Here is a 26095-nt window from a genome sequence, read left to right as displayed (position 1 = left end):
ATGGGCTCGAGGCAGAAAACTGGAGGCTGTAGATGACTTCGACAATCCCCGACACGATCCTCAACATCGACCTGGCCGACGGCAACTTCTACGCCGACGGGGTGGGGGCGCGGGAAGCGTATCGCTGGATGCGGTTGAACCAGCCCATCTTTCGTGATCGCAACGGATTGGCCGGTGCCACAACGTATCAGGCCATCCTCGACGCCGAACGCAATCCGGAGTTGTTCTCCAGCACCGGTGGGATCCGGCCCGACCAGCCGGGCATGCCATACATGATCGACATGGACGACCCGGCCCATCTGGTGCGCCGCAAGTTGGTCAATGCGGGCTTCACCCGCAAACGGGTGAAGGACAAGGAAGCCGCGATCGGCGAACTGTGCGACACGCTGATCGACGCGGTGTGTGAACGCGGCGAGTGTGACTTCGTTCGCGACATCGCCGCGCCGCTGCCGATGGCGGTGATCGGCGACATGCTCGGTGTGCTGCCCGCGGACCGGGAGATGCTGCTGAAGTGGTCCGACGACCTGGTGTGCGGGCTGTCGTCGCACATCGACCCGACGTCGGCAGAATTCCAGACGGTAATGGAAGCGTTCGCCGGCTACACCGCGTTCACCATGGACTTGATCGGCAAGCGCCGCGCCGAGCCCACCGACGACCTCTACTCGATCCTCATCAACGCCGAGGTCGAGGGCCAGCGGATGTCGGACGACGAGATCGTCATGGAGACGCTGCTGATCCTGATCGGCGGCGACGAGACCACCCGGCACACGTTGAGCGGGGGAACCGAGCAGCTGGTACGCAACCGTTCGCAGTTTGCCGACCTGGTGGCCGACCCGTCGTTGCTGCCAGGTGCCATCGAGGAGATGCTGCGCTGGACGTCGCCGGTGAAGAACATGTGCCGGACGTTGACCGCTGATGCGGAATTCCACGGAACTTCGTTGACCGCCGGTGAAAAGATCATGCTGCTGTTCGAGTCGGCGAACTTCGACGAGTCCGTCTTCGAGGAGCCGGAGAAGTTCGATATTCGCCGAAACCCCAATTCGCACTTGGCTTTCGGCTTCGGGACGCACTTCTGCATGGGCAATCAGCTGGCCCGGCTGGAGCTGTCCATGATGACTGAACGCGTGTTGCGGCGGCTGCCTGATCTGCGGTTGGCGGACGAGTCTGCCCTGCCGCTGCGGCCGGCCAACTTCGTGTCCGGGCTGGAGTCGATGCCGGTGGTGTTCACGCCGAGCGCGCCGCTGTTGCGTTAAGGGAGATGTTCGGCACGTTTACCGGCAGGTAGCCGAGTCTTAGATTCCAGAGATATTCTGGTTGTAGTGCCATCGCCCACAACAACCTGGGGGTGAATAGCGATGCCACGATCGAAGAGTATTTATCGACTACTTGGTGGATCGGTCGTCTGCGCGGCCGTAGCCTTCGGCGCGGTGGCCATCGGTGGCCTCACCGCAACAGCGACTGCCAGCCCGGCCATGCCAGCAGCCGCCGCCGCACCGGCGATGTGGATGCCGGGGCCGGGCGGCCCCGGACCTGGTCCCGGTGGACCTGGTCCGGACTGGGGTGCCCCTGGTCCCGGCTGGGGAGCTCCCGGACCAGCACCGGGATGGGGGCCTGGGCCAGGTCCCGGGCCGGGCTGGGGACCCGCACCGGGTTGGGGGCCGCCAGGCCCGGCTCCGTGGGGGCCGCCGATTCCGCCTCCGGGGCCAGTTCCCGTACCGATCCCGCCTATTCCGGGAATCCCCGGTATCCCACCCATTCCCGGCATACCGGGATTGTGACCGCGGACATGATTCGCCGCTGACCGGGGCGGGGTGCGCGTCGGCAGCGCGGTCTAGCGATTTTTGAACTGCGGCGTCCGCTTCTCGGCGAACGCCCGCGGTCCCTCTTTGGAATCCTCGGACAGGAACACTGGAATACCGTTGGCCGTGTCGGGCTTGAATGCCTCGTTTTCGTGCATGCCCTCGGTCTCGCGGATGGTTTTCAGGATCGCCTGCACCGCCAGGGGACCGTTGTTGGAGATCACCTCGGCGATCTCGAGTGCCTTACTTAGCGCCTGCCCATCCGGAACGACATGACCGATCAGGCCGATCTCCTTGGCCTCGGCGGCGCTGATGTGGCGACCCGTCAGCAGCAGGTCGCACGCCACCGTGTAAGGGATCTGGCGAACCAGGCGCACGGCGGATCCGCCCATCGGGTACAGGCTCCACTTCGCCTCGGAAATGCCGAACTTTGCGCTCTCGCCGGCCACGCGGATGTCGGTGCCCTGCAGAATTTCGGTACCGCCGGCGATCGCCGGCCCCTCGACGGCCGCGATCAACGGCTTGGTCAGCCGCCGGCCTTTGAGCAGCGCGTCAATCCGTGACGGGTCGTAGCTGCCGTCTTTGAACGAGTCGCCCGGTGGTTTTGCGGTTGCTGTCTTGAGGTCCATCCCGGCGCAGAAGTAGCCACCGGCTCCGGTGAGTACGCAGACGCGGATGTCCGGATCGTTGTCGACACGGTCCCACGCCTCCACCATGATCTGCATCATCTCGGTGCTCAGCGCGTTACGGCGGTGCGGCCGATTCATCGTCACGATCAAGGTGTGACCCCGCTGCTCGACCAGCGCGTCCGGTCCAGAATCGTTTGCTGGCGTCTCAGACACTACAACCGCCTTCCGTGCGAGATTGGGCATCAGCTTGTAAAGAAATGTAACACGTTCTAATTTGGTGGCCGTGGCCCTGAATATTGCTGACCTCGCCGAGCACGCCATCGACGCTGTGCCCGACCGTGTAGCCCTCATCTGCGGTGACGAGCAGTTGACCTACGCCCAACTCGAAGAGAAGGCCAACCGCCTCGGGCACTACCTGATCGACCATGGGGTGCGAAAGGGCGACAAGGTAGGCCTGTACTGCCGCAACCGCATCGAGATCGTGATCGCGATGCTCGGCATCATCAAAGCGGGCGCCATCCTGGTCAATGTCAACTTCCGCTATGTCGAGGGCGAGTTGCGGTACCTGTTCGAGAACTCCGACATGGTTGCGCTGGTGCACGAACGCCAGTACTCCGACCGGGTCGCCAATGTGTTGCCGGAGACCCCGAACGTCAAGACGATCCTGGTGGTCGAGGACGGCTCCGACAACGACTTTGAGCGTTACGGCGGCGTCGAGTTCTACTCGGCGATCGCCGCAGGGTCCCCAGAGCGGAACTTCGGCGAGCGGAGTGCCGACGACATCTACCTGCTTTACACCGGCGGCACCACCGGTTTCCCCAAGGGCGTGATGTGGCGCCACGAGGACATTTACCGAGTGCTTTTCGGCGGAACGGACTTCGCCACAGGCGAATTCGTCAAGGACGAGTACGACCTCGCCAAGGCCGCGGCCGCTAATCCGCCGATGGTCCGCTACCCGATCCCGCCGATGATCCACGGTGCCACCCAATCAGCCACCTGGATGTCGCTGTTCAGCGGCCAAACCACAGTGCTAGCACCGGAATTCAACGCCGACGAAGTGTGGCGCACAATCCACACGCACAAGGTGAACCTGTTGTTCTTCACCGGTGACGCGATGGCCCGCCCGCTGCTCGACGCCCTGCTGGCACACCAGGACGCAGGCAACGAATACGACCTGTCATCGCTGTTTCTGCTCGCCAGCACCGCCGCGCTGTTCTCGCCGAGCATCAAGGAGAAGCTCCTTGAGCTGTTGCCCAACCGGGTGATCACCGACTCGATCGGCTCCTCGGAGACCGGGTTTGGCGGCACCAGCATCGTCGCCAAGGACGCGCCGCACAGCGGCGGCCCGCGGGTCACCATCGACCACCGCACCGTCGTCCTCGACGACGAGGGCAACGAGGTTAAGCCCGGCTCCGGCGTCCGCGGCTTCATCGCCAAGAAGGGCAACATCCCCGTCGGCTACTACAAGGACGAGAAGAAGACCGCCGAGACGTTCAAGACCATCAACGGCGTGCGCTACGCCATCCCCGGCGACTACGCACTGGTCGAAGAGGACGGCAGCGTCACCATGCTGGGACGCGGCTCGGTGTCGATCAACAGCGGCGGCGAGAAGATCTACCCCGAAGAGGTCGAGGCGGCATTGAAGGGCCATCCCGACGTGTTCGACGCGCTGGTGGTTGGCGTGCCCGACCCGCGCTACGGACAGCACGTCGCGGCCGTCGTGCAAGCGCGCGAGGGTGTCCGCCCGTCGCTGGTCGAACTGGACAAGTTCGTACGCTCGGAAATCGCGGGATACAAAGTGCCGCGCAGTCTTTGGTTCGTCGACGAGGTAAAACGCTCACCCGCCGGCAAGCCGGACTACCGCTGGGCCAAGGAGCAGACCGAGGCCCGGCCAGCCGACGACGTGCACGCCGCGCACGTAAGCGCCTGACATAGCCCGGCGTTAGCCCGGGGCACCAGCTGTGCCCCGGGCGCCGGTGTGCCCGGCCGTGCCGTCGACGCCGTCGGCGCCGTGCTCGCCCACGTGCGTCGTAACACCGGCCGTCCCCGGCGCACCCCCGGTTCCGCCGTCGCCGCCCGAGCCGCCGACGCCGCCGAAGCCCGCGTCGCCGCCGGAGCCGCCGGCAGCTTGACCCGTGGGTCCCAAACCACCGGCCCCGCCCTGGCCGCCGTTCCCGCCGCGGCCGCCATCGGCGCCGTTTCCACCGGCACCGCCATCGCCGCCGTTGCCGCTCACGGCAGTGGACGCGGCGGGGCCACCGTCGCCGCCGTTGCCTCCGTTGCCGCCGGCCGCGCCGATTCCGCCGGTGCCGCCCTCACCCCCGGCGCCCCCGACGCCACCGACCGCACCGGTGAGATCGCCGACGGTCCCGGCGTTTCCGCCGGCGCCGCCAGCACCGCCGGTGCCGCCGGTGCCGCCGATGCTGTTCGCTCCGCCAGCATCGCCACCGTGGCCACCGGTTCCGCCGTTGCCGCCGGGCTCGTAGGCGCTGTAGCTGAGCCCGCCGGTCCCGCCGTTTCCACCGTTTCCACCGACGCCCCCGTCGCCGCCGTTCCCGCCATTGCCGGCCGTGTGGTAGAAGTCGATATCAAAGGCGGCCGGGCTGTTGACATCTCCGCCGTCGCCACCGTTGCCGCCGTTTGCGCCGTCGCCACCCTTCCCGCCGTCGCCCCCGCGGCCACCCTGGCTGGGGAAGTTGTTGGGCACGGTACGGTCGGCGTCGCCGCCCCGCCCACCGTTTCCACCGTTCGCGCCGGTGCCGCCGTCTCCGCCGCTGCCGCCGTTGCCGCCGGTGGCGGTGATCATGTTCCCGCTGGTGCCGGTACCACCGTTGCCGCCGTTGCCACCTCGTTGACCGACCGTTACGCCGTCGCCGCCATCCTCGCCATTGGTACCCCAGGGGATGCCGGCCTTGCCATCAGCGCCGTCGGCGGCCGAGTCGATGAATATCTGCGGTGGATTGACGCCGTTCCCGCCGGTGCCGCCCTGTCCGCCGGAGCCGCCGGTCCCGCCGTTGCCGACAACGCCCGCCTTGCCTTGGACGCCGCCGCCCGCACCGCCCGCACCGGCAAGGCCGCCGTTGCCGCCGTTGCCGCCCACCCCGCCCCGGCCACCGTCACCGCCGGTGGCGTGCACCGCGGTACCAGTGCTGGTGCCGCCGGTGCCGCCCTGTCCGCCATTACCTGCCTTGCCGCCGTTGCCACCTTGGCCACCGCCGATACCGCCGACGCCGTCGCCACCCTTGCCGCCGTTTCCCCCGTTGCCGCCCTGTCCGCCGTTGCCCCCGGTACCGCCAGTGCTGCCGTCGGTGGTGTCAATGCCGCGGGCCCCGAAAGCGCCCTGTCCGCCGGCGCCGCCGTTCCCTCCGGTGCCGCCCCTGCCGACGCTGCCGGCGGTACCGTTTGTGCCCCCGTCGCCGCCGGCACCGGCGTTGCCGCCATCCCCGCCTGCGCCACCGTTGCCGCCCCAGGCGCCGTCGGTGGTGCCGGCCCCGCCTCGTGCGCCCTCCCCGCCCTTGCCCCCAACTCCGCCGTCTCCGCCCTTGCCGCCGGAACCGGCCTGTCCACCGGCACCGGCGTTGCCGCCGTTGCCCCCAGCGCCGCCGTTGCCCCCGGCCTGACCGGCGGCTCCGCCGTCGTTACCGCGGACACCATCGCCCCCTTGACCGCCATTGCCGCCGACCCCGCCGGTGCCGCCACCCGCACCTCCCGCGCCACCCCGGCCGCCGTTGCCGCCGGCGAAGCCCGAGGCTCCGGCCGCGCCGGGCGTGGCACCCGACTTGCTTCCGGGCCCGCCGCCACCACCGTTGCCGCCCTTGCCGCCATTACCCCCGGCGCCGAGTTCACCCCGGTCGCCGCTCGTGCCGCCGGTTCCGCCGCTGCCAGCCTCACCGCCGAGCCCGCCGGCACCCGCGTCGCCACCCGCGCCACCCTTGCCGCCGTCCCCGCCGACGCCGGTGTCGTTTGCGAAGCCGGATCCGCCGTTACCGCCGTAACCGCCGTTGCCGCCCGCACCGCCCAGGCCGCCGCTGCCGTTGGTGCCGCCGACGCCGGAATTGCCACCCTGGCCGCCTTTGCCGCCCTTGCCGCCGGCGAAACCGTCGGTGCCGTCGGCGCCGGTATTGGACGCCGCGCTGGTGCCGTTGCCGCCGTTCCCGCCCTTGCCGCCGGTTCCGCCGGTTCCGCCGGTTCCGGCGTCGCCGTGGGCTCCCTCGGCACCGCCTTGCCCGCCGGTGCCGACCGCTCCGCCCGCGCCGCCCTGACCGGCGTCTCCGCCGCGGCCTCCGGCGCCACCGTCGTGGCCGATGCCGCCGGAGTTGGCGGCACCCGACCCGCCCGTTCCCCCGGCCCCACCCCTCCCACCGGTGCCGCCCTGGCCGCCGGTGCCGTTGGTGCCGCCCGCGCCGGTGTTGCCGCCCGCCCCACCCTCGCCGCCGTTTCCGCCAGCGAACCCGTTATTGCCCGGTGCGGCGGAGCCTGCGGCGGCGTCGGTGCCGTTGCTCCCAATGCCGCCGTCGCCGCCGCGGCCGCCGGTGCCGCCGGTGCCGGCGTTGCCGACGACGCCGCCCTGGCCGCCGGTGCCGGCCGCGCCGCCGAGGCCGGCGTTGCCGCCTGCGCCGCCCTTTCCGCCGTCGGTGCCGATGCTGTTCGCAGCGGCCGCACCCCCGCCGCCGCCTTTACCGCCGATGCCGCCGTTGCCGCCGTTGCCGCCCGAGCCATTGATTCCGCCGGCCACCGCGTTCCCACCGGCACCGCCGTTGCCGCCGGCACCGCCGGCGAATCCGTCACCGCCGGCGGATGCGGCGCCGGCGTTTGTGCCGGCCAGTCCGTTGCCACCGTTGCCGCCCGTGCCGCCGGTGCCAGCGGTGCCGGCGCTGCCCGCTTGGCCGGCGACGCCGAACAACCCGCCCGCGGCTCCGCCGGCGCCGCCGTGGCCGGACACACCGCCCTGGCCGCCCGGCCCGCCGGTGCCCCCGACACCACCGAGCCCGGCGATTGCGCCGTCGGCGCCGGTTCCCCCGACACCGCCGGTACCGCCCGCGCCCGCCGCCCCACCGTGCCCACCCGGGCCAAGTAGCAGCGCACCGTGGCCACCGGCTCCGCCGTCACCGCCAACGCCACCGGTGCCGCCCGTAGCGCCGGTTGCGCCGTTGCCGCCGGGACCGCCCATGCCGCCGGCGCCGCCGGCACCACCGCGGGCCAGCAGACCGCCACCGCCGCCGGTCCCGCCGTGTCCGCCGTCGCCGCCGGTTCCGCCGCCGTCCGTCCCTGGATCTCCGGCGCCCCCGGCCCCGCCAGCGCCACCCGCCCCGAACAACCACTCCGCCCGTCCTCCGGCCCCGCCGGTGCCCCCGCCGGAGCCACCGGTGCCCCCCGCTCCGCCACCGCCCCAGAGCAGGCCGCCGTTACCTCCCGCACCGCCCGTGCCACCGCCGGAGCCGCCGGTTCCGCCGGGACCTCCGACGCCGAGCAGCCATCCGCCGTGGCCACCCGCTCCGCCGCTACTGCCCGCGCCGCCGGTGCCGCCGGCGCCGCCGCGGCCGAGCAGTCCCGCCGACCCGCCAGAGCCGCCGGCCTGTCCGGCGGCGCCGGCAGCCCCGTTCCCGCCGTTGCCGAACAGCCAGCCGCCGTCCCCACCGTTGCCACCGGGCGTGGTGGCGTCGGCGCCGTTGCCGAACAGGGGCCGTCCGAAGATGGCGGGTTGGTCGATAGCGGCGGCCGACGCGGCTTCGGTGGTCGAGTAGGCCGCCGCGGCGGTGCTCAGCGCGCTGGTGAGTTGCTGGTGAAATGCGGCGGCTTGGGCGCTGACCGCTTGATAGACGCTGCCGTGCGCACCGAATAGCGCGGCAATCTGCGCCGACACCTCGTCGGCAGCCGCTGCCGCCAGGTTGGTGGTGGACCTCGCGGCCGCGGCATTTGCTTGATGCAGGGCGGACCGCATCTCGTTCAGGTTCTCCGTCGCAGTCGCGATCAGATCGGGTGAGGCGAGGAGGAACGACATCACGCGGCTCCGGTCCTTGTGGAGTTTGATTCTAGAATCGACGTTTCCGGCAAGGTGCCGAATTTCTGCAATCCCGCTGTGCGCGTGGCGCTTTCCGTCGTATCAACCCAGCCGCCGGGCTTGGTCGCAGGCTGGCGTCTACAGTCGCGTTCGTGAGCGACTTCGTCAAGCGCCGGGTGGGGGCGCCACAGGGTTTCTTCGCATGGGAGGCCGCCGGATTGCGCTGGCTCGCCGAAGTCGACCGCGGCGTGCCGTGTGCGCGGGTGGTGTCGGTGGACGCGGCCAGCCTGAGGCTGCAACGCCTTGAATCGGTGCGCCCGAGCGTCGATGCGGCGCGGGTGTTCGGCAGCCGGTTGGCCCTCACCCACGATGCGGGAGCAGCGGCCTTCGGCGCCGGACCCGACGGTTGGGACGGCCCCGGATTTTTCGGGCCACTGGCCCAACCGTTGCCGATGTCGCTGCGTCGACACAGGCGATGGGGGCAGTTCTACGCCGACGAGCGACTGGTCCCGATGGCCGAGCGGGCTGGCGGGCGACTCGACGGCGGCACCCGCGACGCCGTCGATGCCGTCGTACGGCGTTGCCGCACAGGCGACTTCGACGACGACGACCAGCCGGCCCGGCTGCACGGCGACTTGTGGAGCGGCAACGTGATGTGGACGCAGGACGGGGTGGTGCTGATTGACCCCGCCGCGCACGCGGGTCACCGCGAGACCGACCTGGCGATGCTGGCGTTGTTCGGCTGCCCACACTATGAGGCGGTGATCGCCGGCTACCAGCACGTGCGGTCGCTGCGGGCCGGCTGGCAGGATCGGGTGGCGTTGCACCAGCTGTTCCCGCTGCTCGCCCACGTCGTGCTGTTCGGTGGGGGATACGCCAGTCAGACACACGCTGCGGCGTGCTCCGCGCTGGGCAAGTGACCGGGCGGGTGCCGCCGGGACTGGTGCTGGATCTAGAGTCGAACCGCGATGACGATCGACGTGTGGATGCAGCATCCAACTCAGCGCTTCCTGGGCAGCGAGGTTCTGGCCGAATATAGCGGTGCTGCAACAGCTTTGACGGCCTTGGCGGGTGAGCTAGTGTTACCCGGCCGGTAGCGACGGCGGCCGAGGTCGTCTGCGCGCTGCTGCCGCAGCGGGCCATTGTGGTCGACGAATCCAACACCTCGGGTTTGCCGCATCCGGCGGCCACCGCCGGCGCCCCGGCGCATTTCGGGTTTGTGGACCCAGGCGCGCGAGAAGCTCGACGTCACCACCGTGATGTGCAACAACGGCAAGTACGACATCCTGCGGTTGGAGCTGCAGCGGGTCGGTGCCGGATCCACACCCGGCCCCAAGGCTCTCGATCTACTCGACATATCGCTCCCCACAATGGATTTCGTAAAGATCGCGGTGGGATGGCCGGACTCAGGTGACGTAACCGTCCTGGCCGGGGCTGCCGTCCGAGCCGCTAATGCCATTGGAGGTGCCGCCGGCGCCGACACCGCCGTCACCGCCGTCACCACCCCCGCCGCGGGCTCCGCCGGGCGAGCCAATGCCGTTGCCGCCGTTGCCGCCGTTGCCACCCGAGCCGCCATTGCCACCTTGGTCGTATTGCGAGTCACCGCCCTCGCCGCCGGTGCCGCCATTGCCGCCGTCGCCACCCTTGCCGCCGGTTCCGCCCACGCTGGGATGGCCGCCGGTGCCGCCGTTGCCGCCGTTGCCGCCGTTGCCTCCGATGCCGCCATCCGTGGCACCCAACCCGGTCCCGCCCTGGCCGCCGGTGCCGCCGGTGCCGCCGCGTCCCGCGTCGCCGCCATTGCCGGGCGCACCGCTGCCAGCACCGCCATTGCCGCCGTTGCCGCCGTCGCCGCCGTTGCCGCCAGGCGAACCCGATCCGCCGGTGCCGCTCGCACCTTGTTGTCCGGTCCCGCCGGTTCCGCCATCACCGCCGTCGCCGCCACTGCCGTTGGTGCCGCCCAGTGCTGCCGATCCACCCGCGCCGCCGTTGCCACCGTGGCCGCCCTCGGCGCCGTTTATGCCGTTGCCGCCGCTACCGCCGGTCCCGCCGTCGCCACCGACGCCGGCGTTACCGTCGACGCCGCCGTTGTTGGCCACGCCGCCCGCACCGGCGTCACCGCCGCTGCCACCCCGGCCGCCGGTGCCAGCGACGCCACTGATGCCATCCGCGCCGGTGCCGCCGTCGCCGCCGGTACCGCCGTTGCCCCCGAGGCCGCTGGCGACGCTGCCGTTTCCGCCGGTGTTGAGGCCACCCATGCCGCCAGCGCCACCGCGACCCCCGTCGCCACCCACTCCGCCGGCTTGACTCGTGTGGCCATTCCCGTTGCTGCCGCGGCCGCCGTCGCCGCCGTCGCCGCCGGTACCCGCGGCACCACCGAGAGCGGTCGCGCCGGCACCAGAACCGGCGTTGCCGCCGCCGCCGCCGTCGCCGCCCGCTCCGCCGTGACCGCCTGCGGCGCCGAGAAGGTACGGCTCCGCGTATGCGCCGTCGCCCCCGTTACCACCGCGGCCACCCGCGCCACCGTTGCCGTTGGTGCCGCCGACCCCCGCCTTGCCGCCATCACCGCCGCGGCCACCCCAGCCGCCGTCCAGGCCGTCGTTGGCGCTGCCGGCGGCGGCGCTGGCACCGGTCCCGCCAGTACCGCCCTGACCGCCGTTGCCGGCGGTACCGGCGAAGCCCTGCGCCCCGCCGACGTTCGCGTCACCGCCCGCACCCGCGTCGCCGCCGGTACCGCCCATGCCACCGGTCCCGGCGGGGCCGAGGACGCCCGCTCCACCCATGCCGCCGGTACCCCCTAAGCCGCCGTTACCACCGTTAGCGCTGGTGACGCTGCTAACGCCGCCGGTATTGAGTCCGCCCCTGCCACCTTGTCCGCCCTGGCCTCCGTCGCCGCCGTCGCCGCCGTCGTAGTGCGCGTCACCGTTACCGCCACGCCCTCCGATGCCGCCGTCGCCCCCCAGGCCGCCGGCACCGCCAGTTCCGTTAGCGCCACTGCCCATCCCGGCGTTTCCTCCGTCGCCGCCGTTGCCGCCGTTGCCGCCGTAACCTCCGGTGCCGCCCGAGGTCACGACGCCGTTGGTGCCGATTTTCCCGTCTCCCCCGTTACCGCCGCTGCCGCCAGCGCCGCCGTTGCCGTTGGTGCCGCCGGCACCGGCGTTACCGCCGTCGCCGCCCTGACCACCAGCTCCGCCGTAGAACCCGTTCTGGCCGAGGTTCGGCCCGTCGTTGCCCTTTCCGCCGGCGCCGCCGTTACCACCGTCGCCCGCCCAGCCGGCGTTACCGTCGATGCCGCCGATGTTCGCGACCCCGCCTGCCCCGGCGTCGCCCCCAACGCCTCCATTTCCGCCGGTGCCCGCGTTGGTGGAGGTGCCGGCACCACCGGTGCCGCCACCTCCACCGTGGCCGCCATTTCCGCCTGTTCCGCTGGCGACACTGGTGACGGTGCTCCCCGAGGGGGAGTTGAGGCCGCCAACACCGCCTTGGCCGCCGCGGCCACCGGCGCCGCCCTGTCCGCCGGTTTGGTTGAGGGCGCCGTCGCCGCCCCGGCCTCCGGCCCCTCCGTCGCCGCCGGTGCCGGCCGCGCCGCCGCTGGCGACCGCGCCGGCGCCCGAGCCGGCGATACCACCGGCGCCCCCATTACCGCCGTCGCCGCCCTGTCCGCCGGTCCCACCGAACCCGTTGGCAGCCGCCATGCCGGCACCGCCGTTACCCCCGTTGCCGCCATTCCCGCCGGCTCCGTTTGTGCCGCCCGCACCGGCGTAGCCGCCATTTGCACCCAGGCCACCTTCACCGCCTTGGTAGCCCGCCTGGCCCGAAGCGGTGCCCGCGGCACCGTTGCCGCCGTTGCCACCCTCGCCACCCCTGCCGCCGTTGCCCGCGTTGCCTTCGGTTCCGCCGACGTTAGCGACGCCGCCCGCGCCAGCGTTCCCGCCGACGCCGCCGGTTCCACCCATGCCCGCGGTGTCAAGGGTGCCGGTGCCGCCGGTGCCGCCGGTGCCGCCGTTGCCGCCGTTGCCGCCGGTACCGCTGGCGGCGCTGCTGGTTGCGTGGGTGTCGAGGCCACCGACACCTCCGTCGCCGCCCTGGCCGCCGTCGCCGCCCTGGCCGCCGCCCTGGTTGAGGGCGCCGTCGCCGCCTCTACCGCCGGCACCGCCGTTGCCACCGGTGCCCGCCGTCCCGCCGCTTGCGGCCGCGCCTGCTCCCGCGCCGGCGTTGCCGCCGGAGCCGCCAGCGCCGCCGTTAGCACCCAGTCCACCGGTGCCGCCGAAGCCGTTGGCGGCGGCCTTTCCGGCCCCGCCGTTTCCGCCGGTGCCACCGGCCCCGCCGGCTCCATTGGTGCCGCCCGCGCCCGCGCTCCCGCCGTCGCCGCCGTTACCGCCCTGGCCACCTTGGAAGCCGCCCTGGCCAGCGCCGGTGCCGGCGATGCCGGTGCCGCCGGTGCCGCCGGTTCCGCCTTTGCCGCCGATGCCGGCGTTCCCCTGGCTGCCGCCGATATTGGCGAGTCCGCCTGCACCGGCGTCACCGCCCGCGCCCGCGTTACCGCCCGCGCCAGCGGTGCCTACGGTGCCGGTGCCGCCGGTTCCGCCGGCGCCGCCTTGGCCGCCGTTACCGCCGGTTCCGCTGACGACGCTGCTGGCAGAGCCGGTGTTGACGCCGCCGCCCCCACCGGCGCCGCCTTGGCCGCCAGCACCACCGTGTCCGCCGTCTTGGTTTAGGGCCCCGTCGCCGCCGCGACCGCCAGCACCACCGTCGCCGCCGGTACCAGCCGCGCCGCCACTGGCCGCGGCACCGGCTCCACCACCCGCGTTGCCGCCGTAGCCCCCGGTGCCGCCGTTACCACCTTGGCCGCCGGTGCCGCCGAACCCGCTGGCAGCCGCCCTTCCGGCGCCGCCGTCGCCGCCGTGGCCACCGGCGCCTCCAGCACCGTTTGTACCGCCCTCGCCCGCGTAGCCCCCGTTTCCACCCAGGCCGCCGTCACCCCCTTGGAAGCCGCCCTGGCCAGCGCCGATGCCGGCAGCGCCGGCCCCACCGTTTCCGCCTTGACCGCCGGCACCGCCAGTGCCGGCGCTGCCGTTGGCGCCGCCGTCCCCGCCAGTTCCGGCGCTCCCGCCGGCGCCCGCTTTGCCGCCGGTCCCTCCGGTGCCACCCATGCCGCCGTCCGTGATCAGGCTTGCCGCGCCGTCGCCACCCCGTCCGCCGATGCCGCCCGAGCCGCCGTTCCCGCCGGTGCCGTTCGTTCCACCGAGCAGGGTGTCGCCGCCCGCCCCGCCGTCGCCGCCCGCACCGCCCCGGAACCCGTTGTCACCGATCGCGCCGGATGTCGCGGCCGCGTCGGCGCCGTTGCTGCCCGCCCCGCCGTTGCCGCCGTTGCCGCCGTGGCCGCCGGTGCCCGCTTTGCCTGCCGTCCCGCCGCTGCCACCGGTCCCGGCCGCACCGCCGGCACCGGCCGTTCCACCAGCGCCGCCTGTTCCGCCGCCGCCGCCCTCGGAGCCGCCAGCGGTTCCCGACCCGCCGTTGCCACCCACACCGCCGGCACCACCCGCGCCGCCATTGCCGCCGGCGCCGTTGACCCCGCCGGCTCCGGAATTGCCGCCCGCGCCGCCGGTGCCGCCCGCGCCGCCGGCGAAGCCGGTTGCGCCGGTAGCACCCGTGCCCGCGAGTGCGGACCGGCCGTTGCTGCCCGCGCCACCAGCACCACCGTCACCGCCCAGACCACCGACACCGGCAGCACCTGCCGCGCCGCCGGCACTGAACAGCTGACCGGCGCCACCGGCACCGCCCTGGCCGGCGTTTCCACCGGTTCCCCCGGCTCCGCCGTTGCCGCCGATGCCGCCGAGGCCGGCCACGCTGCCGTCGACACCGTTACCACCATGGCCACCGACTCCGCCGGAACCACCGAGGCCGCCATGGCCACCCGCACCAAGGAATAAAGCGCCCTGCCCGCCGGCGCCCCCGTTGCCACCCACGCCGCCACTGCCGCCGCTGTTCCCGACCGCGGTACCCGTCGTGCCCGCCCCGCCGGCGCCGCCGGCCCCGCCGTTACCTCCGGCCCCGCCGCCAGCGAACAGTCCGCCAGCGCCACCAGCCCCGCCGTTACCGCCGACTCCGCCAGCGCCGCTACCGGAAGCATCTGTGCCGGCCCCGCCGTCGCCACCCGCTCCGCCAGCGCCCCAGAGCAACTCGGCGCGGCCACCAGCTCCACCGGTGCCACCGCCTAAGCCGCCGGTGCCGCCAGCCCCGCCGCCACCCCACAGCCAGCCACCGCTCCCGCCGGCGCCTCCGGTTCCTCCCCCGACGCCGCCGGTACCGCCGGCGCCGCCCACCCCGAATAGCAAGCCGGCGGCCCCGCCGGCGCCGCCGGTCGCGCCGCCTGCGCCGCCGGCTCCACCTGCTCCGCCGTTGCCCCAGAAACCCGCCGCGCCACCGGCGCCGCCGGTTTGGCCGGCCGCTCCGGCGGCGCCGTTGCCGCCGTTGCCGAAGAGGATCCCGCCGGCTCCACCGGCGCCGCCCGCCGTCGTGGCGTTCGCGCCGTTACCGATCAACGGACGTCCCAACAATGCCTGCGTCGGCGCGTTGACCACGTTCAACACGGCTTGTTCGGCGTTGATGGACTCGGCAGACGCGTACGCCCCGGAACCCGCGCCGAGCGCCGCGACAAACTGTTCGTGAAAGGCCGTCACCTGATCGCTGATCGCCTGGTACTCCAGGCCGTAGCCACCGAAGAGCGCCGCGATGCGAGTCGACACCTCATCGGTGGCCGCGGCCAGGATATCGGTCGTGGACGTTGCCGCCGCCCAGTTGGCAGCTTCGATCGTGGCCCCAACTTTGGCCAGCTCTCCAGCCGCTGCTGCCACGCTTTCCGGTGAAATCAGCACAAATGACATCGCAATTACCCGCAACCTTCGAAGGGCTTCCAGCAACGCTTGATAGCGACGTTGGCATTACGCGGGCGATACTATTACTCGGGTAGCGAATTTGGCAGGAATTTTGGAAGAATTTGTGTTTCATAAGTTTTCGAACATCTTCCCGCGTGAATTCTATGGTTCATAGGACCGCTCAAGAATGTCCATCAGTCCCGGCTAGCTATCGTCAGTTTCAGGTCCTCCAATTGGCCGAACAGCCATTCAGCCATTTGGTTGACTGCGGCTAGTCCTATCGGATAAAAGTCTTGCCCCGCCTGATAGGGTGACGCGGAGACTCCCCGCTTCGGTCGGCACAATGCTGAATTGCCTTACCAGGTAGCTTTTTTGGAGTCCAGGACCCCAACCACCCTTGGCAGCAACGCCTTTGGCGGCCAGCCCCCAAGGCTGTTCGGTACCTGTCTGTTCATGGACTCGATGACCGGGGCGGCGTCGGGAGGTCGGACAAGTTGGCGGCGAACACTGCCTGGCGTGCGAGCGGCCACCCCGTTTGGCCGAAGGCGGTGAAGCCCGGGCGCAACCGGCGGGGTTCGACCATCGTGGATACGTCGCCGCCAGCCCCCATGACGGCCTGCACCTGCCGCGCGGCGTCCGACGGTTCTCCCAGCAGCATCCACAACGCCACCGAAGCCTCCGAAGCCTCCGACGCCTCCGACGCCGGATTGTCGGACTCGGAAATCGCTTTGATGGCCAAAGGTGCTGCGTCCGGATCAGCTCGTGGCGCATCGATCGCCAGTGGCACCTCGATGGTCGACCACGCCACCGCGGTGGACCAAGGGCCACGTGAGTACAGGCCGGTGAGACCGGGTGCCGAAATCGCGAGTCCGATCGTCGCCGGAGTGCGCGAAGCATCTCTTTTTGAGCGCATGGTCGTCCGGAAACCCCAGCCGCCTCGTTGTCAAGCTTTGCCGCCCATGCCCTCGCTGCCAGCTCCGCCGGTGTCTCCGGTGTTTGCCGATCCGGCGGGTCCGACCGCCCCGCCACTATTGCCGGGGGTCCGACAGGCCACCGGTGCCACCCTGACCTCCCGCACCGCTGAGGCCGCCGGTACCGCCCTTGCCGGCCGAGCTGCCAGTGCCTCGGGCTCTACTGCCGCCGGTGCCGCCGTTGCGTGTCGACACAGGGGAGTTCTACGCCGACGAGCGACTGGTCCCGATGGCCGAGCGGGCTGGCGGGCGACTCGACGGCGGCACCCGCGACGCCGTCGATGCCGTCGTACGGCGTTGCCGCACAGGCGACTTTGACGACGACGACCAGCCGGCCCGGCTGCACGGCGACTTGTGGAGCGGCAACGTGATGTGGACGCAAGCCGGGGTGGTGCTGATCGACCCCGCCGCGCACGCGGGTCACCGCGAGACCGACCTGGCGATGCTGGCGTTGTTCGGCTGCCCACACTATGAGGCGGTGATCGCCGGCTACCAGCACGTGCGGTCGCTGCGGGCTGGCTGGCAGGATCGGGTGGCGTTGCACCAGCTGTTCCCGCTGCTCGCCCACGTCGTGCTGTTCGGTGGGGGATACGCCGGTCAGACACACGCTGCGGCGTGCTCCGCGCTGGGCAAGTGACCGGGCGGGTGCCGCCGGGACTGGTGCTGGATCTAGAGTCGAACCGCGATGACGATCGACGTGTGGATGCAGCATCCAACTCAGCGCTTCCTGGGCAGCGAGCTGCTGGCTTCGCTGCGGCGCTGGACCGGCGGGTCGATGCCGGACGCCGAGATACCCCTCGCGGCGACGGTGGCCTCGATGGATGCCGGGGGCGTGGAGTTCGGGTTGCTGAGCGCCTGGAGTGGGCCGGGTGGACAGAGCTTGGTTTCCAATGATGAAGTCGCCGAGTGGATCTCGCAGTACCCGGATAGGCTGGGCGGTTTGGCGGCGGTTGATCTGGACCGCCCGATGCAGGCCGTCAGGGAGCTACGCCGCCGGGTTGCCGACGGCTTTGTCGGCCTGCGGGTGGTGCCGTGGCTGTGGAACGCACCGCCCACCGACCGCCGCTACTACCCGCTGTTCGCCCAGTGCGTGGAGTCCGGGGTGCCCTTCTGCACCCAGGTCGGGCACACCGGTCCGTTGCGGCCGTCGGAAACCGGCCGCCCTATTCCCTACATCGACCAGGTGGCCTTGGACTTCCCGGAGTTGGTGATCGTATGCGGGCATGTCGGCTACCCCTGGACCGAGGAAATGGTCGCAGTGGCCCGCAAGCATGAGAACGTTTATATCGACACCTCCGCCTACACGGTGCGGCGCTTCCCCGAAGAGCTGGTCAGATTCATCAAGACCGGCACCGGGCAGCGAAAAGTGTTGTTCGGCACCAACTATCCGATGATCAGCCACGCTCATGCTCTGGCGGGGCTGGACGACCTCGAGCTCAGCGGGCAGGCGCGCCGAGACTTCCTGCGCGGTAATGCCGAGCGGGTCTTCAAGCTGCCGGCGGCGGCGGATTTTTCTCACGACGAGCAGTCAGGAAAGGCGGACCGATGAACGGTGCCCAGGCACTGATCAAGACCTTGGTCGACGGCGGCGTCGACGTGTGCTTCTCCAACCCGGGCACCTCCGAGATGCACTTCGTCGCGGCGCTGGACAACGTCGAGCAAATGCGCGGTGTGCTAACGCTTTTCGAGGGAGTGGCGACCGGCGCCGCCGACGGCTATGCGCGCATTGCCGGCCGGCCCGCCGCGGTGTTGCTGCACCTGGGGCCCGGGCTGGGCAACGGGCTGGCCAACCTGCACAATGCGCGTCGCGCCCGGGTGCCGGTAGTAGTTGTGGTCGGCGACCACGCCACGTACCACAAGAAGTACGACGCCCCACTGGAATCCGACATCGACGCGGTCGCCGGCACGGTCTCGGGCTGGGTGCGCCGCACCATGACCGTCGCCGAAGTTGGAGCTGACACCGCCGAGGCGATCGCCACCAGCATATCGGGCTCGCATGTCTCGACGCTGATTCTGCCCGCGGACACTTCGTGGTCCGAAGGCGCGCAACCGGTTACGCCGGTGGCGGTGACCTCGCCCGGGCCGATTCCAGAGGTGGGTGCCGTGGCCGAGGTGCTGCGCAGCGGCGAACCCGCCACGATTCTGGTTGGGGGAGACGCCACCCGCACCGCCGGCTTGACCGCTGCCGCACGGATCGCCCAAGCAACCGGGGCTCGATTGCTGTGCGAAACGTTCCCGACTCGGCTGGAGCGGGGCGCAGGGGTGCCCGCGATCGAACGGCTGGGCTACTTCGCCGAGGCCGCTGCCGCCCAGTTGAACGGGACCAAGCATCTGGTGCTGGCCGGTGCCAAGTCCCCGGTGTCGTTCTTCGCCTACCCCGACATGCCCAGCGATCTCGTGCCAGCTGGCTGCAACGTCCACATTCTTGCCGAATATAGCGGTGCCGCAACAGCTTTGACCGCCTTGGCGGATGAGGTGGCACCCGGTGTTACACCGCCGGTAGCGGCCGCATCGCGTCCGTCGCTGCCGTCGGGAACGCTGACGGCGGCGTCGGCGGCCGACGTGATCGGCGCGCTGCTGCCGCAGCGGGCCATTGTGGTCGACGAATCCAACACCTCGGGTTTGCCGCTTCCGGCGGCCACCGCCGGCGCCCCGGCGCATGACTGGCTCACTCTGACCGGCGGGGCGATCGGCTACGGCATACCGACGGCCGTCGGCGCCGCCGTCGCCGCCCCCGATCGCCCGGTGCTGTGTCTGGAATCCGACGGCTCTGCGATGTACACGATTTCGGGTTTGTGGACCCAGGCGCGCGAGAAGCTCGACGTCACCACCGTGATCTACAACAACGGCAAGTACGACATCCTGCGGTTGGAGCTGCAGCGGGTCGGTGCCGGATCCACACCCGGCCCCAAGGCTCTCGACCTACTCGACATCTCGCGCCCCACAATGGATTTCGTAAAGATCGCGGAGGGCATGGGGGTTCCGGCGCGGCGGGTCACCACGGCTGAGGAGCTGGCCGATGCGTTGCGGGACGCGTTTGCCGAACCCGGACCGCACCTGATCGACGCGGTGGTGCCGTCACTGCTGGGGTAGACCGCGTCAGCCACCGAAAATTCAACTGATGACCTGACCGCCGTGGTCGAAGCATGCGCGCTGAGCGCCGGGACGCACCGACAGCTCTCGCAGAGCACCTCTAGGCGCTACCACCTGCACCAGCGGTACCACCTGGACCAGCGGTACCGCCTGTACCCCCGCCGGTGATCGTGCCAGCACCACCGGCCTGGGAAGACGCGCCGGTTCCGCCGTTGCCGCCAGTAACCCCGGTGCCGGATTGGCCGCCGTTGCCGCCGTTGCCGGAGACCCCGCTACTACCGCCGTTGCCGCCGGTTCCACCGGTTCCTGCTACGAGGCCGCTTCCAGCCTTGCCGCCGTCGCCGCCCCCGCCGCCGTTGCCGCCCTCCCCGCCGACACCACCCGCGCCGCCGTCGCCGGCCGTGCCCACCCCCGCGGGTCCGGGCGCGCCGACTGCGCCGCCAGCCCCGCCGTTGCCCCCCATGCCGCCCGCGCCGCCGAGGGCGCCAGTACCCCCTCCTCCGCCGTTGCCGCCGTTTCCGATCTGGCTGGTCCCGCCGGCGCCGACCGTCGCGCCGCCGCCGTTACCGCCTGCCCCGCCGACGCCCCCTGAGGCGCCGACACCACCGGCCCCGCCGGCTCCGCCTACCCCGCCCGTTCCGCCGCTGCCGCCATTAGCGCCTCCGGCGCCGGCGGCCCCGCCCAGGCCGCCGGCGCCGCCGTCACCGGCACTCGAGGATCCGGTTGCGCCGTTGCCACCGTTGCCGCCTTTGCCGCCGGTGCCCACACCGCCTGGGCCGCCGGTGGCGAATCCACCATCACCGCCGGCACCGCCGGCGGCGCCGTTGCCGCCGTCGCCGGCTGGCCCCTCAGTAGCATTGCCGCCGTTACCACCGTTTCCGCCGGTGGCAACGCCGCCGGTGCCTGTGGTCTTGGCTGCGCCACCCAGGCCACCCTTGCCCCCGTCCCCATACTGACCGCCGGTGCCGCCGTTGCCGCCGTCTCCGCCATGGGCCGTCCCGCCGGAGGCGCCGGATTGGGTGCCGTTGCCACCCGTTCCGCCGTTGCCGCCGGGCCCGCCGTAAAGGCTGCCGGTGCCCCCATCGCCGCCTTTTCCGCCAGCTGCATCGCCATTGGCGCTGCTGTTGGTCCCGTCGCCGCCGTGCCCTCCGTCGCCGCCCTGCTGAACGTGGCCGTTGGGCAAGCCACTGGCGGGTTGCCCAGGGGAGCCTGGACCACCGGCAACGCCTGTCGGGTCCGCTGGACTCCCGTTGGCGCCGGCAGCGGCCTGCGGATCGGTCGTCGGGATAGCGTTGTTGACACCGTTGGCGCCCTTGCCGCCCTTTCCGCCAGCTCCACCGTCGCCACCGTCGCCGCCCTTACCCAGGCTGCCCGTATGGCCCACGCCTCCGGAGACACCACCCGCCCCCGGGTCGCCTCCGTTACTTCCGGTGCCGCCAGCCCCGCCAGACCCGCCGGAAGTAGTGGCGTCGTAGTTAGCCGTGAAGGTTTGCGAACCATCAGCACCATCGGCACCCTTGCCGCCGTCCGCGCCGTTCCCGGCATTGCCGCCGTTGCCGCCGTTGCCGCCGGCCAGGCCCGAGCCACCGGTTCCACCAGCACCGCCGTTGCCTGCCGTGCCGGCGTTGCCCCCGTTACCCCCGTTGCCGGCGGTGGTGCTGCCGGATCCGGGACTGAAGTTTCCGCCGGTAGCTCCCTGGCCGCCGTCTCCGCCGGCACCGGCGTTACCGCCCTTTCCGCCGTTGCCGCCGTTACCTGCGGGCGAATTTGTAGCGCCGGTACCGCCGGTGCCACCGGTGCCGCCGTTGCCTGCGTTTCCGCCGTTGCCGCCGGCCCCGCCGGATCCGGCGGGGGCGCCGCCGTTGCTAACGCTCCCGCCAGTCGCGCCGTTGCCGCCTAGACCGCCCTTTCCGCCGTTGCCGCTGTCCCCACCCATACCGCCGTCACCGGCCACACCGCCGACGGCGCCATCGCCGCCCCTCCCGCCCTGGCCGCCGGTGCCGCCCTGGCCGCCGGTACCGCCCGTGCCGCCATCGGGAGCAGTACCCACACCCGCATTCGGCATGACGGCATTGCCGCCCTGGCCGCCGTTACCGCCGTTGCCGGCCTTCCCGCCAACGCCGCCGGTGCCACCGCCGCCGCCCGGACCCCCGGCGTTGCCGCCGGCCCCGCCATCGCCGCCGTTGGCACCGGTCCCGCCGGTGCCGCCGGTGCCGCCGGCGGGCGCAGTGCCGGTGCCGGTGCTGCCGGTGGCGCCATTGCCTCCGCTGCCCCCGGCACCCCCGGTGCCGCCTGTACCGCCGGTGCCGCCGGTGCCGCCGTTGGCGGCGAATCCGCCGTTGCCACCCTTACCGCCGGTGCCGCCCACGGTGCCGGACTTGCCGTTGCCCAGGCCGTCCGTCCCGGTGCCGTCGATGCCGTCGCCGCCCTGGCCACCGTTGCCGCCCAGGGCGCCGTTGCCGCCCTTGCCCAGCGCCCCAGCGGTGCCGCCGTTAGCAGCCCCGCCGGCTCCGGCGGCGCCGCCGGCCCCGCCATCGCCACCCTTCCCGCCGGTGACGGCGGTGGGGTCGCCGGCAGTGTTATGACCGGCATTCCCGCCGGCCCCGCCTTGCGCGCCGTTGCCACCGGTGCCGCCGGTCCCGCCGGTCCCGCCCTTGCCGCCCGCGTCGCCGCCATTGCCGCCGGCTCCGCCAGCGCCACCCGTGGTGCCATCGCCACCGCGGGTATTGGGATTGCCGGAATGGTCGGCGCCGGCGAATCCGGCCGAGCCGTTGCCACCCTTGCCGCCGTTGCCGCCGTTGCCGCCGTTGCCGATGCTGCCTGTCTGGCCGCCCCCGCCGGTGCCCGCCGCGCCGCCCGCCCCCGCGGCGCCGCCATTGCCGCCGTTGCCGCCGTTGCCGCCGTTGACACCGTTGGCCGCTGGGTTGGCGCTGGTGCCGTCGCTGCCGTTGCCGCCAAGACCGCCGGCACCGCCCTGGCCGCCGTTTCCGGCGACGCCACCGGCGATTGCCGCGCCGCCCTGGCCGCCCTTGCCGCCCCCGCCGCCGGTGAAGCCTGATTTGCCGTCCGTGCTGTAGCCGGCGACTGCCGCGCCGTCGGCGCCTTTGCCGCCGTGGCCGCCGCCACCGCCGGTGCCGCCGGCACCGACACCGCCGTTCACCCCGCCGTTGGACAGCGGGCCGGAGGCCCCGGCGGCGCCACCCAGGCCGGCGGATCCGCCGTTTCCACCGGTACCGCCCGTGCCGCCGATGCCGGTGAGGCTGTCGGCGCCCACGCCGCCGGTGCCCCCGGTGCCGCCCTGGCCTCCCAGGCCGCCGGCTCCTCCGTGACCGAACAACACCGGTCCGGTCCCGCCTTGACCACCGCTCCCGCCGTTGCCGCCGTTGCCGCCGAGTCCGCCGACGAGGGCGGGATTGGTGGAGTCGATGCCGGCCCCGCCGTTGCCGCCCTGGCCGCCGGCCCCGCCATTACCACCGTTCATGAACAGGCCGCCGGCCCCGCCGTTGCCGCCCGCGCCGCCGTTGCCCGCCCCGCCTCCGCCGTAGGCGCCCGGTGTGCCGATTCCACCCGCGCCGCCGTCGCCGCCGGTGCCCAGCAGGAACCCGCCGTTACCGCCGTCGCCGCCGTGGCCCCCCTGGCCGCCGCCGGATCCGCCCTGGCCGCCTTGGCCGCCGACACCGCCACCGCCGATCAGGTACGACCCGTGGCCACCGTGACCGCCGGTGCCGCCGGATAGTCCGGCGGCACCCACACCGCCGAGGCCGCCGGTTCCGCCGACGCCGAGCAGCAGACCGCCGTTGCCGCCGTTGCCGCCGGAGGCCCCACCACTGCCACCCGCGCCACCGATGCCGCCGTTGCCGATCAGGCCCGCGGAGCCGCCGTTACCGCCCGGCTGGCCGGCCGCGCCCGCCGCCCCGTTGCCGCCGCTGCCGAACAGCCAGCCGCCGTCACCGCCGTTGCCGCCCGGAGTCGTCGCGTTGGCGCCGTTGCCGATGATGGGACGCGACAGCAGTGCCTGGATGGGGTTGGTCGCCGCAGCGGCGGCCAACTGGAAGTTGGCTGCCTCAGCGGCGGCGTAAGCCCCTGCACCACGGATCATTGTCTGTACGAACTGCGTGTGGAACGCCTCGGCCTGATTCGCGATCGCCTGATAGCCGAGCGCGTGCTGGGAGAACAGGCGGGTGATTGCCGCTGATACCTCGTCGGCGGCTGCCGCCAGCAAATCAGTGGTGGGTGCTGCCGCGGCCGCGGTGGCCGCGTTGACAGTCGAGCCGATGCTGGCCAGATTCGCGGCCACCACGCCTACCGGCTCGGGCGCTACAAGCAGGAAGGACATCGGCACCTCGCACTAAATTAGGGCGGCCCGGCGATGGCCGAGCGGGCAACAATGTAAGCGGTTAGGCGCGGATCGTATCGCGTCTTGGCGCCAGGTTGTTGTATTCGCGCGTAATAGGCGTCTCAAGTTAAAGGACGGAGTTGGTTCCGTTGAACGACGTTCTAAAAGGCGTTCTAAAACGCATTCCCGTGCAGTTGATGAATCACGAGAGCCCAGACAATTCAGACGCTGAAGGACACGCACGGTCGACACACATGCGACCTGGCGTACGGGTGAGGGCATGGCAACGCTGCGCGGCTCATCCCGGGTCATCTCCTTGGTCGGGGCCTTCGTGTGCGAAAGCATGCGTCCTGGCTGTCGGCCGTGGGGATTAGGCGGGGATCCTGCACTGTTGACAGCAAATGACTGCGCAACGGCTGGATTAAACGCATAGGGTCCCGCCCATTTTCGAATTCCTCGTCATCCCGGGATGGGTCCACCGGCACAACACCAGCCACTTGTACGGTCACCTCGGCGACATTTCACCAGCCGAGTTCGAAATCGCGTTCTATGATGCCGAACGGAACGACCAAACCCCGGTCGAAATCCAATAGCTCGAGCCTCCGTCGGAACCAGACCGATAGGCCGCTCGAACAGAAGTCGGCGGACACCAACCGGTACCTCCAAGAGCAGGAACCTGTGTTGGTCAGAGCGATCCGAAGGCAAATCCAAGGCTGCGGGAAGGGGTGGCCATGATCACGACGGTGGGCGGACCGGAGGCCAACTTTCCAACTCGTTTCCCAACACTTGCCCCTTCTTGCGCAACGGAAGACCCTCTACGGGGGCCTTAGGGGAGGTGCGAACATTTCGGAGCCGTTTGTCAATGTGGCCGGCGCCTATCGGCGGATTTGGAACACCGGCTCGCCGCAGTCGACGCCTTCGGCCGACAATTGTCGTTTGAGGACCTTGAAGGTAACCGTTCCCGGCAGTCCCGAGCTGACCCGCACGTACGACGGCCACTGCTTGGGTCCGAGATCGTCCTGGTCGGCCAGGAACGCGCGGAACTCGTCCGCGTCGAACCGTGCGCCGGGCGATAGGACGAGCGCGGCCATCACTAGATCACCGACCACCGGATCGGGCACCGGGTACACCGCGACCTCGGCCACCGTCGGGTGGCGGAGCAGCACCCGCTCGATCGGGGCGGTGCCCAGGTTCTCCCCGTCGACGCGCATCCAATCGCCGAGTCGCCCGGCAAAGTAGACGTAGTCGTTTTCGTCGCGGTAGGCCAGGTCGCCGCTGTGGTAGACGCCGCCACGCATGCGCTCGGCCTCGGCCGCGGCGTCGTTGTAGTAGCCGTCGAAACCGCCGGCGCCGGCGGTGTTGACCAGTTCGCCGACCACTCCCGGCGGGCAGGGTTGCCCGGTGTCGGGATCCAGGATCGCCACACCGTCGGGCAGTGGGCCCAGTGACCCAGGCGGCGTCCCCGGCATCCGGGCGATCGCGACACCCAACTCGGTGGAACCGAAGCCGTCCTGCACCCGGCAGCCGAAGCGGCGGGCGAAGCGCTCGATATCCCGGGGAACGCCCTCGTTGCCGTAGACGGCGCGCAGCGGATTGTCGGCGTCGTCGGCCTGTTCGGGGGTGGCCAGCACGTAGGACAGCGGCTTGCCCACGTAGTTGGCGTAGGTGGCGCCGTAGCGGCGTACATCAGGCAGGAATCCCGAAGCAGAGAACTTGCGCCGCAACGCCATCGAGCCCCGGCAGGCTGCCGCGACTGCCCAGCCGACCAGCACCGCGTTGGAATGGAACAACGGCATTGACACGTAGCAGACGTCGTCGGCGCCGAGGCCGAAGCGCATGGTCATCCCCAGGCCGGCGCTGGCCACCTTGCGATGGGTGATCTTTACCGCTTTGGGCTCACCACTGGTGCCCGAGGTGAAGATCAGCATGAAAAGGTCTGCCGCAGAGGCGGATTGGAATCGAAGCTCAGTGTCACGATATGCGGCGATTTCTTGGGCCCATTCCGCGGATTCGACATCGACGTAGTCGACGTCGCCGAGCGCGGCAGCCGAATTCGCATCGGCCAGCACCAGTTGGCAGTCGGCGTGCCGGATATCGCGGAGCAGCGCCTCGCCGCGCCGCACCGCGTTCAGGCCTACCGGGACGATGCCCGACAGCCCCGCTGCCACCAACGCCGCCGAAAAGGCCGGCGTGTTCTCCATCAGAATCCCGACGTGCTGTGGCAACGCAGGGTCGAACCTGGCGCGCAAGGCCGCGGCCAGGGCGGCGCCGTCCCGCAGATGCTCCCGCCAGCTGGTGAAAGAGTCCTCGAAATAGACGCCGCGGTCCTCGATTTCGGCCAGCGGGACCAGCAGGTCGGTGACGGTGGGCTCGGTCAACGCACGCTGCCGG

At 71.6% G+C, this 26095-nt stretch carries 11 protein-coding genes and 3 pseudogenes; 7 read left to right on the top strand and 7 right to left on the bottom strand.

Annotation, left to right across the window (positions count from 1 at the left end; all coding sequences use genetic code 11):
- Nucleotides 1-32: 32 nt before the first annotated feature.
- Nucleotides 33-1253 (top strand): cytochrome P450, encoded by a 1221-nt coding sequence (locus H0P51_RS25500; protein ID WP_180915573.1) that lies wholly within the window; start codon nucleotides 33-35, stop codon nucleotides 1251-1253.
- A 578-nt stretch (nucleotides 1254-1831) separates the two neighbouring features.
- Here H0P51_RS25500 and H0P51_RS25495 read toward each other — a convergent pair.
- Nucleotides 1832-2671 carry a crotonase/enoyl-CoA hydratase family protein gene (locus H0P51_RS25495; RefSeq protein WP_180915572.1) on the bottom strand — a complete coding sequence of 280 codons (840 nt, stop codon included), beginning with the start codon at nucleotides 2669-2671 and terminating at the stop codon, nucleotides 1832-1834.
- Between the two features lie 34 nt (nucleotides 2672-2705).
- Here H0P51_RS25495 and H0P51_RS25490 point away from each other — a divergent pair, with 34 nt between their 5' ends.
- Nucleotides 2706-4358 carry an acyl-CoA synthetase gene (locus tag H0P51_RS25490; protein ID WP_180915571.1) on the top strand — a complete coding sequence of 551 codons (1653 nt, stop codon included), beginning with the start codon at nucleotides 2706-2708 and terminating at the stop codon, nucleotides 4356-4358.
- A 12-nt stretch (nucleotides 4359-4370) separates the two neighbouring features.
- Here the strand turns inward: H0P51_RS25490 and H0P51_RS25485 are convergent, their stop codons facing one another.
- The gene (locus H0P51_RS25485; RefSeq protein WP_180915570.1) at nucleotides 4371-8429 is read right to left on the bottom strand and encodes a PE family protein; all 4059 of its coding nucleotides are present in this window, start codon (nucleotides 8427-8429) and stop codon (nucleotides 4371-4373) included.
- A 152-nt stretch (nucleotides 8430-8581) separates the two neighbouring features.
- On the opposite strand from H0P51_RS25485, the gene H0P51_RS25480 reads away from it, so the two are divergent.
- Together H0P51_RS25480 and H0P51_RS25475 are read left to right on the top strand one after the other, a co-directional pair.
- Nucleotides 8582-9349: a fructosamine kinase family protein gene (locus H0P51_RS25480; protein ID WP_180915569.1), complete on the top strand. Its 768-nt coding sequence runs from the start codon at nucleotides 8582-8584 to the stop codon at nucleotides 9347-9349.
- Between the two features lie 102 nt (nucleotides 9350-9451).
- Nucleotides 9452-9826, top strand: a pseudogene (locus H0P51_RS25475) (thiamine pyrophosphate-dependent enzyme); the annotation flags it as partial.
- 9 nt (nucleotides 9827-9835) lie between these two features.
- Here the strand turns inward: H0P51_RS25475 and H0P51_RS25470 are convergent.
- The 3 genes and pseudogenes from H0P51_RS25470 to H0P51_RS25460 all read right to left on the bottom strand — a co-directional run bounded on the left by H0P51_RS25470 (nucleotide 9836) and on the right by H0P51_RS25460 (nucleotide 16470).
- Nucleotides 9836-15313 carry a PE family protein gene (locus tag H0P51_RS25470; RefSeq protein ID WP_180915568.1) on the bottom strand — a complete coding sequence of 1826 codons (5478 nt, stop codon included), beginning with the start codon at nucleotides 15311-15313 and terminating at the stop codon, nucleotides 9836-9838.
- A 185-nt stretch (nucleotides 15314-15498) separates the two neighbouring features.
- Nucleotides 15499-16217 (bottom strand): annotated as a pseudogene (locus H0P51_RS25465) (hypothetical protein).
- Between the two features lie 115 nt (nucleotides 16218-16332).
- Nucleotides 16333-16470, bottom strand: a complete 138-nt coding sequence (locus H0P51_RS25460; protein ID WP_180915567.1) for a hypothetical protein — start codon at nucleotides 16468-16470, stop codon at nucleotides 16333-16335.
- Between the two features lies 1 nt (nucleotide 16471).
- Between H0P51_RS25460 and H0P51_RS25455 the strand changes: the two are divergent.
- The 3 genes and pseudogenes from H0P51_RS25455 to H0P51_RS25445 all read left to right on the top strand — a co-directional run.
- A pseudogene (locus H0P51_RS25455) lies at nucleotides 16472-16912 on the top strand (fructosamine kinase family protein); the annotation flags it as partial.
- Between the two features lie 48 nt (nucleotides 16913-16960).
- Nucleotides 16961-17824, top strand: a complete 864-nt coding sequence (locus H0P51_RS25450) for an amidohydrolase family protein (protein ID WP_180915566.1) — start codon at nucleotides 16961-16963, stop codon at nucleotides 17822-17824.
- The gene (locus H0P51_RS25445; protein WP_180915565.1) at nucleotides 17821-19368 is read left to right on the top strand and encodes an acetolactate synthase large subunit; all 1548 of its coding nucleotides are present in this window, start codon (nucleotides 17821-17823) and stop codon (nucleotides 19366-19368) included. The genes H0P51_RS25450 and H0P51_RS25445 overlap by 4 nt, the downstream gene beginning before the upstream one ends.
- Nucleotides 19369-19468: 100 nt before the next feature.
- Here the strand turns inward: H0P51_RS25445 and H0P51_RS25440 are convergent, their stop codons facing one another.
- On the bottom strand, nucleotides 19469-23704 hold the full coding sequence (locus H0P51_RS25440; protein ID WP_180915564.1) for a PE family protein: 4236 nt from the start codon (nucleotides 23702-23704) through the stop codon (nucleotides 19469-19471).
- Nucleotides 23705-24579: 875 nt separating this feature from the next.
- Nucleotides 24580-26082 carry a long-chain-fatty-acid--CoA ligase FadD17 gene (fadD17, locus tag H0P51_RS25435; protein WP_180915563.1) on the bottom strand — a complete coding sequence of 501 codons (1503 nt, stop codon included), beginning with the start codon at nucleotides 26080-26082 and terminating at the stop codon, nucleotides 24580-24582.
- Nucleotides 26083-26095 lie beyond the last annotated feature (13 nt).

This window comes from Mycobacterium vicinigordonae (genome assembly GCF_013466425.1).
Classification (GTDB): Bacteria; Actinomycetota; Actinomycetes; order Mycobacteriales; family Mycobacteriaceae; genus Mycobacterium; species Mycobacterium vicinigordonae.
Note: the sequence above shows the minus strand (reverse complement) of the source record. Positions and strands in the feature narration are given on the sequence as shown.